Consider the following 14,283-nt stretch of genomic DNA (forward strand, 5'->3'; position numbering starts at 1 on the left):
CGCCATGAAGACCCATGCAAACGGAGTCCGTCCGATGAGAAGCCGACGCCCATCAGCCAGAACCGCCGCGCGTCTCGGCGGCCTGCTCGCCGCCCTGCTGCTCACCGCCTCTCCCGCCGCGGCGAAGGACTATCTGCTGACCGGCGCCAAGCCCGACAAGCTGGTGCTGGTCGATGCCGCCGCCCGCAAGGTGGAACGGGTGCTGACCATTCCCGGCGGCGGGGTGGCGCCCGGCACCATCGTGCCCTCGCCCGACGGCCGCGTCGCCTATGTCATCAACAACCATATGGGCAGCGTTTCCGGCATCGATCTCGACAGCGGCAAACAGGTCTTCCGCGCCGATTTCTCCAGTGGGGATCTGCGCGTCCGCGCCCTGTTCGGCATGGATGTCAGTCCCGACGGCAAGGAACTGTACGTCTTCCAGGCGCCGGTGCGCCTGCTGCCCGGCGAGTACCGGGTGGAGGACACGCGCATCGCCGTCTACAGCACCGCCGACGGCGTCGGCGCCAAGCCGGTGCGCCTGCTGCCGGCGCCGCGCCGCATCGCCGTGCTCGCCTTCTCCAGGGATGGCGGGACGCTGTGGGCACTCGGCTGGGACATCTACGGGCTCGATCCGAAGACCGGAGCGGTGAAGGAGACGCACAAGGTGCTGAACCGGACGCTCGCCAACCACAGCCCTCCCGACGTGCTCGACATCTGGCCGCAGTTCGAGCAGGCGGCGACGCTGTCCGCCCCCTATTTCACCGCCCGCACCGATCTGGCGGCGACCGATCCCGGCGCCTTCCGCACCGGGCTGATGACGCTCGACCTCGCCAGCGGCCGGATGGACATGCGGGATTTCGAGGACACCAGCGCCGTCATCTTCTCGTCCGTCGTCAGCCCGGTGAAGCGGACGGAGGCCTATTCCGTCTACACCCAGCTGTCGAAGATCGACGCCGACGGCGGCAAGCTGGTCAAGCGGGTGGACCTGCCGCACACCTACTATTCGATCAACGTCTCCAGCGACGGCAAGGAGGTCTATGTCGGTGGCACGGGCTGCGACATCGGCGTCTACAGCACCGACACGCTCGATCGCGTCGGCCAGGTGGAGATCGCCGGCTGCCCCGACCAGGGCATCGCCTCCCTGCGGGTGATCCGGCGTTGAGAAAATCCCCCTCTCTCCCCTGGGGAGAGGGGATTCCCGCGACTCTGGCTGAGAGTCCCCATGCCCCATTCCCTGCGCTGGGCCGGCGGCTTCGTCCGGCCGCACCGGAGCCGTCTGGCGGTCTGCGTCGCCCTGTCGCTGGCCGGGACCGGCGTCGGGCTGGCGCAGCCCTGGCTGACCAAGCGCATCGTCGATGACGGGCTGGCGGCCGGCGATGCCCGGCTGCTGGTTGTGCTGACGCTGGGGATGCTGGGGGCGGGGCTGGTCTCCACCCTGCTGTCGGGGGCGAACCGGCTGGTCTACACCCGCGCGTCGGCCGGCGTGCTGTTCGCGATGCGGGAGCATGTCTACGCCCATCTCCAGACCCTGCCGCCGCGCTTCTACGCCCGCTGGTCGGCGGGCGACGTGCTGGGCCGGCTCGACGGCGATCTGGCGGAGGTGCAGCGCTTCGCCGTGGACGCCCCGCTGTCGGCGCTCAACGCGCTGCTGACGCTGGCCGGAGCGGTGGCGCTGATGCTGCTGATCGATCCGGCGCTGACCCTGATCGCCTTCCTGGTGCTGCCGGCGCAGGCGCTGTTCCTGCGCGGCACCCGCCCCTGGGTGGAGCGCAGCACCCGCGCGCTGCGCGACTCCATGGCGGCGCTGACCGGCTTCTTCGTGCAGCGCCTGTCCGCCATGAAGCTGATCCAGTCGCTGGGCGCCGAGCGCCAGGAGGCCGAGCGCCTCGCCGCCCTCGACCGCGACTGCCTGCGGCGGCTCCTGCGCCAGCAGACGGTCGGCATCGTCACCGGCGGCGTGCCGGGACTGCTCGGCTCCGCCGGGACGGCCGCGGTGTTCCTGTGGGGCGGCCTGCGGGTGATCGACGGCGAGCTGTCGCTGGGCGCGCTGATCGCCTTCTCCGCCTATCTCGGCCGCGCCGCCGGTCCGGTGCAGGGGCTGCTCGGCCTGATCGTCGGGGCGCAGCGCGCCCGCGTCTCGCTGGACCGGCTGGGCGAGCTTCTGTCCGAATCCCCTGCCGTCCGCCCGCCTGCCCGCCCGCTTTCCCCGACCGGCCGAGGCGGTGCGCTGTCGGTCGAGAGCCTGGTGTTCGGCCATGAGGCCGGCGCGCCGGTGCTCGATGGGCTTTCGCTCACCATTCCGGCGGGGGCCAAGGTCGGTTTGCACGGGCCGTCCGGCGTGGGGAAATCGACCCTGACCGACCTGCTGCACCGCCACTACGACCCGGAACGCGGCCGCATCGCGCTGGACGGCGTCGACCTGCGCGACCTCGACCCCGCCCTGCTGCGCCGCCGGGTGGCGGTTCTGGGCCAGGACGCCCCGCTGCTGCCGGGCACCATCGCCGACAATCTGCGCTTCGGCCTCTCCCCTGCGGAGGCCGGGGCCCTCGACAAGGACACGCTGACCGAGGCGGTCGCCGCCGCCCAGCTCGACGGCTGGATCGCCGGCCTGCCGCGCGGACTGGACACGCCGGTCGGGGCCTGGGCCTCGGCCCTGTCCGGCGGGCAGCGGCAGCGGATCGCGCTCGCCCGCTGCCTGCTGCGCAAACCGGACCTGCTGATCCTGGACGAGCCGGTTTCGGCACTCGACCCGGCGGCGGCGGAACGGCTGACCGCCGATGTCGACCGCCTGTTCGCCGGCCGCACCCGGCTGGTCATCAGCCACCGCGCCGAGGCGCTGGCCGGCTGCGACGCGGTTTACCGTCTGGAGCGAGGCCGTCTCGAGCCGGTCGCCGACACGATGGCGGAGGTTGCATGCGCATCGCGGTGATCGACAGCGGAATCACCCTGCCCGGCGTTCCGGTCGCCGAGCGCGCCGCGTTCCTGCTGAACGCGGACGCCCTGGACATCGAACAGGTCCCGTCCCAACCCGACCGCATCGGCCATGGCAGCGCCGTCGCCGCCGCCATCATGGTTCAGGCTCCGACAGCGGAGCTGATCGATGCCCAGATCTTCCACGACCGCATCACCGCATCCCCCGCCGCGGTGGCGGCGGCGCTGCGTTGGGCCGTCGGGCATGGCGCCCGGCTGGCGACGCTCAGCCTCGGCCTGTCCGCCGACCGCCCGGTGCTGCGCACCGCAGTGGAAGAGGCGCTGTCGCACGGCCTGCTGCTGGTTGCCGCCAGTCCGGCCCGCGGCGGTCCGGTGTGGCCCGCCGCCTATCCCGGCGTCATCGCCGCCACCGGCGACGCCCGATGCGGTCCCGGCGAGGTCTCCGTCCTGCCGGCCGCCTTCGGCGCCTGCCCGCGCCGGCCGGACGGCGATCCCCGCGCCGGCGGCGCCAGCCTCGCCGTCGGCCATCTCGCCGGCCTGCTCGCCGCCGCCGCTCCGCCGTCGTACGAGGCCGCACTCGCCCATCTGCACGGCGCAGCCCGCTGGCATGGGCCGGAGCGGCGATGGATGTGACGGAACCCAAGCGACCGCTCCCTATCGGCAGGCTCCATTGGCCGAACGGGGGATCGACAGACCGACGCGATATGGGTTCAGTAGAGGAACGCACCGCGCCGCGGCCATGGCGGCGCCCATAAGGACCGACGGTCCATAATTCATCCGGGGAAGGAAAGCAGCCTTGAATATGGACACCACGTCGCTGACCCAGAGCTATGTCCACGGGGCGAGCCGCACCCCGCTGCTGGGCGAGACCATCGGCGCCCATCTCGACCGCATGGCGGCGCTGTCCCCAGACCGGCCCGCCCTGGTCGTCCGGCACCAGAATGTCCGCTGGACCTATGCGGCGTTCAAGCACAGCGTCGACCGGACAGCGGCGGGACTGGTGGCGCTGGGGCTGAAGCCCGGCGAGCGCATCGGCATCTGGTCACAGAACAATGCCGAATGGGTGGTGACGCAGTTCGCCACCGCCAAGGCCGGCCTGATCCTGGTCAACATCAACCCGGCCTATCGTCTGCACGAGTTGGAATACGCCATCAACAAGGTGGGCTGCGCCGCCCTGATCCTGTCGCCGTCCTTCAAGTCCAGCGACTATCTCGGCATGATCGCCAGGCTGGCGCCGGAACTCGACCGGTCGTTCTCCGACCGGCCCCTGTCGCTGCAACGGCTGCCGACGTTGCGCCACCTGATCCGCCTGGGGGCGGAAAGAACGCCGGGCATGCTGAATTTCGACGATCTGCCGGGTCTGGCCCGCCCGGCCGACGTGGCGGAGCTGGGTCGGTTGGCCGGCATCCTGCAATTCGACGATCCCGTGAACATCCAGTTCACCAGCGGCACCACCGGCAGCCCGAAGGGCGCCACGCTGACCCACCACAACATCCTCAACAATGGCTTCTTCGTCGGCGAGGCGATGCGCCTGACCGAGGAGGACCGGCTGTGCATCCCGGTGCCCTTCTATCACTGCTTCGGCATGGTTCTGGGCAATCTCGCCTGCGTCACCCACCGCGCCTGCATGGTGATTCCTGGCGAGGGATTCGATCCCGTCGCCGTGCTGTCGGCGGTGCAGGAGGAACGCTGCACCGGCCTGCACGGCGTGCCGACCATGTTCATCGCGCTGCTCGACCACCCCGATTTCGCCCGCTACGACCTGTCGAGCCTGCGCACCGGCATCATGGCCGGCTCGCCCTGCCCGATCGAGGTGATGAAGCGCGTGGTTTCCGAAATGAACCAGCGGGAGATCACCATCGCCTACGGCATGACCGAAACCAGCCCGGTCAGCTTCCAAAGCTCCACCGGCGACCCGCTTGAACGGCGCGTGTCCACCGTCGGCCGCATCCAGCCACATCTGGAGGTGAAGATCGTCGATGCCGAGGGCCGCATCGTCCCGCCGGGCACGCCGGGCGAGCTGCTGACCCGCGGCTATTCGGTGATGCGCGGCTATTGGGGCGACGCGGAGCAGACGGCGCGGGCAATCGACGAGGCCGGCTGGATGCACACCGGCGACCTCGCCACCATCGACGCCGAGGGCTATTGCAACATCGTCGGCCGGTTGAAGGACATGGTGATCCGCGGCGGCGAGAACATCTACCCCCGCGAGGTGGAGGAGTTCCTCTACACCCACCCCGACATCGCCGACGTGCAGGTGTTCGGCGTGCCGGACCAGCAGTTCGGCGAGCAGCTCTGCGCCTGGATCCGGGTGAAGCCTGGGGCGGCACTGACCGAACAGCAGGTCACCGCCTTCTGCCAGGGCGTCATCGCCCACTACAAGATCCCGAAATACATCCGCTTCGTCGACGAATTCCCGATGACGGTGACCGGCAAGATCCAGAAATTCGTCATGCGCCAGACCATGATCGAGGACCTCGCCCTCTCCCAGGACAGGACGGCATGAACCCAGCGGTGATTGACGATAACCGCTGATATCCATGCCGGCCGGCACGGCGGCGGCCTCGCGCGGGATGGATCAACCCCAGTCCGCGCGATCGCCCCAACACTCCAGCCGCTGCGCTACACGCGTGCGACCGTTCTCAATGGGTATGCGGGCGGGAGAGCGCGCAATCCGGGTTCAGGCGGACACCGAAACCGGGCCGGTCCGGAACCTTCAGCCGGCCGTTGACCGGGACCGGCTCGTCAAGGAGCAGCGGGTTGAACATCGGCACCACGGTGTCGGCCTTCGGCGCCATCATCAGGAATTCGGCGAACGGGCTGTTGTGGCGCGTCACGACGAAGTGGTAGCTGTAGACGCTTGACCCGTGCGGAACCACCAGCACGTTGTGCGCATCGGCCAGCGCCGAAATCTTGATCAGTTCGGTGATGCCGCCGCACCAGCCGACATCGGGCTGGACGATGTCGCAGCAGCCCATCTCCAGCAGCATGCGGAAGCCCCAGCGGGTGGCCTCATGCTCGCCGGTGGTCACCATCATACCCTTCGGCACATTGCGGCGAAGCTCGGCATAGCCCCAGTAATCGTCGGGCGGCAGCGCCTCCTCGATCCATTTCAGGCCAAGATTGTGCGCAGCCTGCGCCAGTCGGGTGGCGTAGTTGACGTCCAGGCTCATCCAACAATCATACATCAGCCAGAAATCGTCGCCGACCCGCTCGCGCATGTCGGCGAGAAGCGCGATGTTCCTGCGAAGCCCTTCCTCGCCCTCAGCCGGGCCGTGATGCAACGGCAGCTTGCCGCCGATGAAGCCCATCTGCTTGGCCAGATCGGGGCGGGCGCCGGTGGCGTAGAACTGCAGCTCGTTACGCACCGGGCCGCCCAGCAGGTGATAGACCGGCTCGCCGCGCAGCTTGCCCAGCAGGTCCCACAGGGCCAGATCGACACCGGAGATGGCGTTCAGAACGATGCCCTTGCGGCCGTAGAACAGCGTGCCGTTGAACATCTGGTCCCACATCTTCTCGATATCGGTCGCCCGCCGGCCTTCGACGAAACGGGCAAGATGCTTTTCGACGATCCAGGCGCCGATCTCGCCGCCGGTGGTGACGGCGAAGCCGACGGTGCCGTCCGACGCCTCGACCTCCACCACCAGCGTGCCGAGCACGTTCAGGCCGAAGGTCTGGCGGCTCTGGCGGTATTCGGGGTACTTGCTCATCGGCGTGGCGATGTGGTCGTCGATCCAGTGGCCGCCGCTCTGGTCGTGATAGTCGGCGCCGCCGCCGCGCACGGTGTAGGCGCGGACCTGACGGATGGTGGGCGTGTTGGTGAATGCGCTCATGGAGGGGATGTCCGATCAGGATTGGTGTTGCGGGAGGACGGCGCCGGACGGCCGCTTGCCGCCTGCCGACGCTTCGACCAGCCCCAGGCCCTTCAGGCCGAGGATCAGCAGCGCGCCCAGCAGGGTGGTGCCGGCCAGCAGGTAGAGTCCGGCGGCGGGCGAGGCGAAGGCGCTTTCCGCCCAGGTCTTCACGTTCGGAGCGACGAAGCCGCCGAGCGCCCCCAGCGAATTGACCATGGCGATGCCGCCGGCGGCAGCGACGCCGCCGAGGAAGCCGGTGGGGAAGGTCCAGAACAGCGGCTGCACGGCGATGAAACCGGCGGCGGCGACGCAGAGCGCCATCAGGGCGACCAGGGGAGAGGCGACACCGGCGGAAACCGCGATGCCCGCCCCGGCCGCCGCCAGCGTGAGGGCGGCGGTCACCCGGCGCTCTCCGGTGCGGTCGGAATGGCGCGGGATCAGATAGGCGGCGGCCAGCGCGCAGATCCAGGGAATGGCGGTGACCAGACCGACCTCGAAGCCGACCTTCTTGCCCAGCAGCCCGGCCACCTGGGTCGGCAGGTAGAAGACCACGCCGTAGACGCTCATCTGGATCAGGAAATAGATGGCGCAGAGATAGAGCAGCCGCGGGTTGGACAGGGCGGCCAGAACACCACGCGGACCATGGGCGTGCTTGTGCGCCTCCTCCGCGGCGACGGCGCCGGAGATGACCGTCTTCTCCTCCGCCGACAGCCAGCGGGCCTCGCCGGGGCGGTTGTCGAGATACCAGTAGGCCCAGACGCCAACCGCCGAGGCCGCCAGCCCTTCCACCAGGAACATCCACTGCCAGCCGAGCAGGCCGCCGGCGCCGTGCAGGTCGAGCAGCAGGCCTGACGCCGGACTGCCGAGGATGAAGGCGATGGGAGCGCCGAAATAGAACATGCCCATGACCCGCGCCCGCGCATTCGCCGGGAACCAATAGGTCAGATACAGGATGACGCCGGGGAAGAAGCCGGCCTCCGCGACGCCCAGCAGGAAACGCAGGACGTAGAAGGTCGCCTCGTCATGGGCGAACGCCATCGCCGCCGACAGGATGCCCCAGGTCACCATGATCCGGCACATCCAGGCCCGCGCGCCGACGCGGTGCATGATCAGGTTGCTCGGAACCTCGAACAGGGCATAGCCGATGAAGAAGATGCCGGCGCCGAGCGCGAAGGCGGCGTCGCCGATGCCGGTGTCGGCCTGGAACGCCTTCTTGGCGAACCCGATGTTGGCGCGGTCGAGGAAGGCCAGCACATACATCAGCAGCAGGAAGGGCAGCAGCCGGGCCTGAACCTTGGCGACGGTGCGGTCGAGCAGCGCCGGCGGCGCCGCTGCGGAAGAAGCGGTTTGGGCCATGAGCGTTTCCTCAGAGGAGCGGGCTGTTCTTGTTCGATTGGTTGCCCGGATAAGGATGGGGTCAGTAGACCGCGCGTCCGCCGGAGATGTCGAAGACCCCGCCGGTGGTGAAGGAACAGTCCTCCGTCGCCAGCCAGGCGATCATCGCCGCCACCTCGCCGACCTCGACGAAGCGGTTCATCGGGATCTTCGACAGCATGTAGTCGATGTGTTCCTGCTTCATCTGGGCGAAGATGTCGGTCTTCGCGGCGGCCGGCGTCAGGCAGTTGACCAGCACGCCCCTGGTCGCCAGTTCCTTGCCCAGCGACTTGGTGAGCGCGATCAGCCCGGCCTTCGACGCGCTGTAATGGGAGGCGGTCGGGTTGCCCTCCTTCCCGGCGATGGATGCCACGTTGACGATGCGGCCATAGCCGCGCCCGATCATGTGCGGGACCACTGCGCGGCAGGTCAGGAAGGGGCCGACCAGATTGACGTCGAGCACCCGGCGCCAGACATCGGGCGACAGCTCCCAGGTGGGGGCGTTGCCGCCGGTGATGCCGGCATTGTTGACCAGGATGTCGATCCTGCCGAAGCGCTCCAGCGTCGCGGCGGTGGCGGCCGCCACGCTGTCGGCATCGGTCAGTTCCACCGCCGCGGCGGCGACGTTGCCGAATGCGGCCAGACGGCGGGCGGCGTCCTCAAGGGCGGCGGCATCGACGTCCCACAGCGAGACGGCGGCGCCGGAGCGCAGCATGCGCTCCGCGGCGGCATAGCCGATGCCGCGGGCGCCGCCGGTGACGATGGCGACGCGCCCGTCGAGGTCGAGACGGTTCATGGTGGCGTACTCCTGGTGTGTGGGCGGTGACGGACGGTCAGGCGTCGACGGTGCGCTGGCGCTGTTCGCCCAGCCCGGCGATGCCGAGCCGCATGGTCTGGCCGGCGCGCAGGTAGAGCGGCGGCTTCTGGCCCAGACCGACGCCGGGCGGGGTGCCGGTGGAAATGATGTCGCCCGGCTGCAGCGTCATGAAGCGGCTGATGTAGGAGACCAGATGGGCTACGCCGAAGATCATCGTGCGGGTGGAGCCGTCCTGGAACCGGCGGCCGTCCACCTCCAGCCACATGTCGAGCGCCTGCGGGTCCTCCACCTCGTCGGCGGTGACCAGCCAGGGGCCGAGCGGTGCGAAGGTGTCGTGGCCCTTGCCCTTGTCCCACTGGCCGCCGCGCTCCAGCTGGAAGGCGCGCTCGGAGACGTCGTTGNCGATGACGACGCCCAACTCGACCTCCCAGTCGGTCTTCTCGGCGCCGCGCGGGATTTCGACATCGTCGAAGGGGCCGCAGATGGAACTGGACGGCTTCATGAACAGCACCGGCTCCGTCGGCACGGCCATCCCGGATTCGGCGGCATGGTCGGAGTAGTTCAGCCCGACGCAGATGATCTTGCCGACGGCGCCGACGCAGGCGCCGACGCGCAAGGCCGCCGGCAGCTCCGGCAGAGTGGCGGGGTCGATGCGGCGCAGCCGGTCCAGGCTGTCCGGCAGCAGCGTGGCACCGGCGATGTCCGCCACATGGGCCGACAGGTCGCGCAGTGTTCCATCGCGGTCCAACAGCGCAGGCTTCTCCTGGCCGGGCCGGCCGACGCGCAGCAGCTTCATAACGTTTCCTTTGGTTTGCAACACTGACTGTCAGCAGTGTAGAAACTCACCCGATAGCGATCCAATCGAAACACGGACGGTTGCGATCGAACTTTTCTATCGCACCAACCTCGATCGGACTGGACATGACGCCCGCCCCGTTGCTGCCCCTGCTGATGAACCGCCTGCGTCTGAAGCAACTGGCGCTGGTCGCGGCATTGGGGCAGCAAAGAAACCTGCATCGCGCCGCCGAGGCGGTCCATGTGACCCAGCCGACGGCGACCAAGATGCTGCACGATGTGGAACTGGTCTTCGGATTTCCGCTGTTCGAACGGTTGCCGCGCGGCATGCAGCCGACGGAACTGGGGGAGGAGGTGGTGCGCTTCGCGACGCGGCTGCTTGCCGACTTCGACCGCTTCGCCCAGGATTTGGAAGGCAAGCGCCGCGGCGGCTTCGGACAGCTCGTGGTCGGCGCCATCATGGGGGCCGCACCGGACATCGTGGCACGGGCGGTTGCCGACCTGAAGGCGGCGCGGCCGCTGCTGGTCGTCCGGCTGCTGGGAGAAACCAGCGACGAAATCCTGGACCTGCTGGCAGCCCGCAAACTCGATCTCGCGGTCGGCCGATTCAGCGGGCCGCTGCAGCACAACGAGTTCGACTTCGAACCCTTGGCCAACGAAACGCTCTACGTGGTGGCACGGACCGGCCATCCGTTGCAGGAGCGATCCGACCTGGCCCTGACGGACCTGGGTGCTACGCCCTGGGTGATGCAGCCGCTGACCAGCCCGGCCCGCCAGCTTCTGGAGCAGGAGTTCGCCAGCGCCCTGATGCCGACCCCTGCCGACATGGTGGAGGCAAGTTCGATCTTCGCGACCTTGCAGTTGCTGCAGACGAGCGACGCGGTGGCCATGCTTCCGGAATCGGTGGTGCGCGACCATCTGCGCGCCGGCCTTCTGTGCTGCCTGCCGATGACGATCGGCAAGAACCTGACCGGCTTCGGCATTCTGACGCGCAAGGGGGAGGGCTTGAGCGGCGCCGCGCGGGATTTCGTGCAGGCGCTGCGCCTCTATGCCCGGACGGTGCCTTCGGCGGAGCGCCTAGGAGGGCACCGTCGCGGTGACATCGCCCACGGGCTTCACCCGTCGGTATAGGCGGCCAACGCAGCCTCATCGCATGGTCCCCGCCTCATCGGGTTCTGAACAAGCCGTGCCTTTTCGACTTGTCCGGCAAATGCGGGAGCCAAACGGTTCAGCAGGCCATTCAGGATGAAGAGCGTTCAGGATGAGGGACGTTCAGGACGTGGGGTCGATCCGCTTCATCGTCTTGCGGCAATGGATCAGCGCGTCGCGGATCATCATGTTGACCAGCGTCGGCGACACGCCGAGCACCGCCGCGATGTCCTTCTGGCTGTGGCCATGGATGCGGTGCATCTCGAAGGCATAGCGGGTCCGCTCCGGCAGGTCGGCCAAGGCGGCTTCGAGCGTCTGCAGAAGCTGGCGGTTTACGTTCACGCTTTCCGGCGACGCCGCGTCCGGCGTGCTCACCGACTGCCCTTCCTCCTCCGCTGCGAGCAGGCGCGATTCCTTGCCCTTCCGACGGTAATGATCGATGGCCAGATTGCGGACGACCATCATCAGGTAGCCCGCCTTGGCCCGGATGGTGCTGGTGGATTCCGCCCCCAGCAGCTTCAGGAAGGCATCCTGGACGACATCTTCGGCATGGTGACGGCAACCGGTGATCCGCTCGGCGACCCCGATCAACGAGCGCCGATGCGTGGTGAAGACGTCGCAGAGAGTCTGGCTTTCGACGGATTCCACCGGCCGCATGGAGAGCTCCTTGTGCAGAGTGAAGCCGTGGCGGGGAGCGGTCCCAACGGCTTGACAAGCTGTCGCAACCTAATGCAACTGCCAATCACTTGCAAAGGGGGAAGCGGCCAGCTGCTCCCTCCGTGGCTTTCGGCGTGCGTTGGTGGGGGCATTGGATGACCGGTCGTCTCGCAGGGTTCCGCCCGACCACACGACGCCAGGATGGCGGGCGCGGGGCGGCTGCGCCCGATTGGCCGAGGGTTTGCCGGCCGAGGGTTTGGAGACTGGGGCTCTGGCGGATTGCGGTCGGCTGGACGCTGTTGCTGGGCTTGCCGGCCCCTGCCCTTTCGGCCTCCTTCGATCCGGCCGCCGCCGCCAACGCCGCCGCCCCGACAGATATCGAACCGCCGGTCCTGCAGGAGATGCTGCTGGAGATCCCGGCCCTCCCCCTTGGCGAGGCGCTGACCAGCTTCGGCCGCCGGACCGGCCTGCAGATTCTCTACCGGCCCGATATCCTGCCCGACCGCCGGTCGCGGGCCCTGTCGGGACGAATGGACCCGGCTGCGGCCCTGTCCATCCTGCTGAGCGGAACCGACCTCGCCTTCGAGATGAAGGGCGGGATGGTGACCATCGGCCGGCTGCAGGAAAATCCCGGCTTCCTTCCGGGCCTGACGGTGGAAGGACGCCTGGCCTCGGCCACCCGGACGGCACCGATCCCCAGCCATAGCCGCAGCGGCGGCAAAAGCGCCACCCCGGTGGAGGATCTGCCGCAAGGGCTGTCCATCGTCACACGGGAAGACCTGGACCAGCGCGACGTTCAGGACATCAATGGCGCCCTCGCCTACAGCGCCGGGGTCCGCCCCATCGACTATCCCGGCGGCCAGGGCGCCATCGACGTCTTCGTCCGCGGCTTCCGCCAGAGTTCGGAATCGGTGATGATCGACGGGCTGCGCAGCGGCTACAACCCCTATGGGCTGGAGTACGAGCCTTTCGGCGTGGAGCGGGTGGAGGTGCTGAAGGGACCGGCCTCCACACTCTACGGGGCGATGCCGCCCGGCGGAGCCATCGCCCTGACCAGCAAGCGCCCGACCGCCGCCCCGTTCCACCGGCTCCAGCTGCAGGGCGGCAGCCACGACCGCCGGCAGGTCACGGCCGACCTCGGCGACAGGATAGACGCCGACGGGACGCTTCGCTTCCGACTGACGATGCTGTCGCGGCGAAGCGGCACGCAGATCGACCATACGCCGGACGACCGCCTCTATGTCGCGCCCGCCCTGTCCTGGTCCGCTGGCGATCGAACCGACATCACACTGCTCGCCAGCTATCTCGATTTCCGCAAGATGGGGGCGGAGCAGAGCTTTCCGGCATCGGGAACGGTGCTGGACAACCCTTACGGCCGTCTGGGGTCGAACCTGTTCCTCGGCTATCCGGGGCTGAGTTCATACCGGTCGCGCACCTTGTCGGCCGGCTACGACATCCGGCATGCCCTGGCCGGGAATTGGACGCTGAACCAGACCCTGCGCTACAGCAGCAGCCGCGTCGGCTATCTGTCGAGCTGGGCGTCGTCGGGCCTGCTGGATGCGGACCGCATCTACCGTTTCGGGCTGCAGGACCGGCCCAAGACCAGTTCGACCCTGCTGGTGGACACCAACCTGCAAGGCGAGGCAGCCACCGGTCCGCTGCGCCACGGCCTGCTGATCGGCATCGACCATGGCCGCCACCGGGCGCACGAGACGCGGCGGAACGGCACGGTGGCCGATGGGCTCGACGTCTTCGCTCCGGTCTATGGCGGCCCCTATGGCTGGGACGCGACGCTTGCCCGCGACCTGACCGAACGCCTCCGCCAGACCGGCCTCTACGCCCAGGACGAGATCGCCGCCGGCAACTGGCGGCTGACGCTCGGCGGACGGCTGGACTGGAGCCGCAGCGGCAGCACAGGCCGCCTGTCCGGGGGGCCTCCGGTGGAAACGGCGCAGTTCGATCGCGCCTTCACCAAACGCATCGGGCTGGCCTACAGGTTCGAAAACGGTCTGACGCCTTATGCCGGCACGTCGACCTCCTTCCAGCCGAACAGCGACAGCGACGTGCAGGGCCGGCCCTTTTCGCCGAGCCGGGGGACACAGGTGGAAGCCGGGCTGCGCTACCGGCCCAAGGGGTTCGACGGCCTCTTCACCTTGTCGCTGTTCCGGGCCGTCCAGCGCAATCTCACCACCGCCGACCCGGACAATCCCGGCTATTCGGTCCAAACCGGGGAGATGCGGTCGCGCGGCGTCGAGCTGGAGGCAAAGGCGGCGCTCAGCCCCACCGCTGAGCTGACGGCGGCCTACAGCTACACCGACGCGCGGATCACCCGCGACAACCCCACCCCCGGCGGAACCGACAGGACCGGGAAGCGGGTGGCCTCGGTGCCGCGCCATGCCGCCGCGGTCTGGCTGCGGCAGCGGTTCGAGACGGGAGCGGCTAGCGGTCTGACCGCCGGCGTCGGCCTGCGCTATGTCGGTGCGGCCTACAATGCCACGAACAGCATACGCGTCCCCTCCTACCTGCTGACCGATGTCAGCCTGGGCTACGATCTGGGACGGCTCGGCCCGGCGCTCGACGGCGCCAGTCTCACCATGACCGCGACCAACCTGTTCGACCGCCGCTACTTCTCGCCGGGATTCTACGAGAACTCGGTCTTTTTCGGCAACCGAAGGGCGGTGCTGGCGACGCTGTCCTACAGCTGGTGACGGCCGTCGGCCGGCA

Annotated in this window: 11 protein-coding genes and 1 pseudogene; 6 read left to right on the forward strand and 6 right to left on the reverse strand. The window is 68.8% G+C overall.

Going from position 1 to position 14,283, the window contains the following annotated elements:
• The first annotated feature begins 34 nt into the window (after positions 1 to 34).
• The 4 genes from peaD (at position 35) to A6A40_RS15700 (ending at position 5,419) form a co-directional block, all read left to right on the forward strand.
• Positions 35 to 1,144, forward strand: coding sequence for a quinohemoprotein amine dehydrogenase subunit beta (gene peaD / locus A6A40_RS15685; RefSeq protein ID WP_108547254.1), 1,110 nt, complete (start codon positions 35 to 37; stop codon positions 1,142 to 1,144).
• A 60-nt stretch (positions 1,145 to 1,204) separates the two neighbouring features.
• Positions 1,205 to 2,911 (forward strand): ABC transporter ATP-binding protein, encoded by a 1,707-nt coding sequence (locus tag A6A40_RS15690; protein ID WP_108546862.1) that lies wholly within the window; start codon positions 1,205 to 1,207, stop codon positions 2,909 to 2,911.
• Entirely contained in the window at positions 2,896 to 3,546 is a 651-nt protein-coding gene (gene qhpE / locus A6A40_RS15695) for a subtilisin-like serine protease QhpE (RefSeq protein WP_108546863.1), read from the forward strand. Before A6A40_RS15690 ends, qhpE begins: the two co-directional genes overlap by 16 nt.
• Before the next feature lie 169 nt (positions 3,547 to 3,715).
• Complete coding sequence (locus A6A40_RS15700; RefSeq protein ID WP_108546864.1) at positions 3,716 to 5,419, forward strand: AMP-binding protein; 1,704 nt, start codon at positions 3,716 to 3,718, stop codon at positions 5,417 to 5,419.
• Positions 5,420 to 5,555: 136 nt separating this feature from the next.
• Here the strand turns inward: A6A40_RS15700 and rhmD are convergent, their stop codons facing one another.
• From rhmD to A6A40_RS31380, 5 genes and pseudogenes are all read right to left on the reverse strand, one after another.
• Positions 5,556 to 6,746, reverse strand: coding sequence for an L-rhamnonate dehydratase (gene rhmD, locus A6A40_RS15705; protein WP_108546865.1), 1,191 nt, complete (start codon positions 6,744 to 6,746; stop codon positions 5,556 to 5,558).
• A 15-nt stretch (positions 6,747 to 6,761) separates the two neighbouring features.
• Entirely contained in the window at positions 6,762 to 8,123 is a 1,362-nt protein-coding gene (locus A6A40_RS15710) for an MFS transporter (protein WP_108546866.1), read from the reverse strand.
• A gap of 61 nt (positions 8,124 to 8,184) precedes the next feature.
• Entirely contained in the window at positions 8,185 to 8,937 is a 753-nt protein-coding gene (locus A6A40_RS15715; RefSeq protein ID WP_108546867.1) for an SDR family NAD(P)-dependent oxidoreductase, read from the reverse strand.
• Positions 8,938 to 8,974: 37 nt separating this feature from the next.
• The coding region (locus A6A40_RS31375) for a fumarylacetoacetate hydrolase family protein (RefSeq protein ID WP_236783821.1) at positions 8,975 to 9,359 on the reverse strand (385 nt) is incomplete at its 5' end.
• A gap of 1 nt (position 9,360) precedes the next feature.
• Positions 9,361 to 9,754: pseudogene (locus A6A40_RS31380) on the reverse strand (fumarylacetoacetate hydrolase family protein); the annotation flags it as partial.
• Positions 9,755 to 9,879: 125 nt separating this feature from the next.
• Between A6A40_RS31380 and A6A40_RS15725 the strand changes: the two are divergent.
• Positions 9,880 to 10,884, forward strand: a complete 1,005-nt coding sequence (locus tag A6A40_RS15725; protein ID WP_108546869.1) for a LysR family transcriptional regulator — start codon at positions 9,880 to 9,882, stop codon at positions 10,882 to 10,884.
• A 141-nt stretch (positions 10,885 to 11,025) separates the two neighbouring features.
• Here A6A40_RS15725 and A6A40_RS15730 read toward each other — a convergent pair whose 3' ends face one another.
• Positions 11,026 to 11,559, reverse strand: a complete 534-nt coding sequence (locus A6A40_RS15730; protein WP_108546870.1) for an RNA polymerase factor sigma-70 — start codon at positions 11,557 to 11,559, stop codon at positions 11,026 to 11,028.
• A gap of 308 nt (positions 11,560 to 11,867) precedes the next feature.
• Here A6A40_RS15730 and A6A40_RS15735 point away from each other — a divergent pair, with 308 nt between their 5' ends.
• A complete protein-coding gene (locus A6A40_RS15735; RefSeq protein ID WP_236783822.1) occupies positions 11,868 to 14,267 on the forward strand; it encodes a TonB-dependent siderophore receptor in 2,400 nt (799 codons plus the stop codon).
• The last annotated feature ends 16 nt before the right edge of the window (positions 14,268 to 14,283 follow it).

The sequence above is a fragment of the Azospirillum humicireducens genome, from assembly GCF_001639105.2.
GTDB classification, from domain to species: Bacteria; Pseudomonadota; Alphaproteobacteria; order Azospirillales; family Azospirillaceae; genus Azospirillum; species Azospirillum humicireducens.

Bases quoted from the DNA above. Each gene is read 5' to 3' on its own strand.
- peaD (WP_108547254.1), top strand. From the start codon at position 35: ATGAGAAGCCGACGCCCATCAGCCAGAACCGCCGCGCGTCTCGGCGGC.
- A6A40_RS15690 (WP_108546862.1), top strand. From the start codon at position 1,205: ATGCCCCATTCCCTGCGCTGGGCCGGCGGCTTCGTCCGGCCGCACCGG.
- qhpE (WP_108546863.1), top strand. From the start codon at position 2,896: ATGCGCATCGCGGTGATCGACAGCGGAATCACCCTGCCCGGCGTTCCG.
- A6A40_RS15700 (WP_108546864.1), top strand. From the start codon at position 3,716: ATGGACACCACGTCGCTGACCCAGAGCTATGTCCACGGGGCGAGCCGC.
- rhmD (WP_108546865.1), bottom strand. From the start codon at position 6,746: ATGAGCGCATTCACCAACACGCCCACCATCCGTCAGGTCCGCGCCTAC.
- A6A40_RS15710 (WP_108546866.1), bottom strand. From the start codon at position 8,123: ATGGCCCAAACCGCTTCTTCCGCAGCGGCGCCGCCGGCGCTGCTCGAC.
- A6A40_RS15715 (WP_108546867.1), bottom strand. From the start codon at position 8,937: ATGAACCGTCTCGACCTCGACGGGCGCGTCGCCATCGTCACCGGCGGC.
- A6A40_RS15725 (WP_108546869.1), top strand. From the start codon at position 9,880: ATGACGCCCGCCCCGTTGCTGCCCCTGCTGATGAACCGCCTGCGTCTG.
- A6A40_RS15730 (WP_108546870.1), bottom strand. From the start codon at position 11,559: ATGCGGCCGGTGGAATCCGTCGAAAGCCAGACTCTCTGCGACGTCTTC.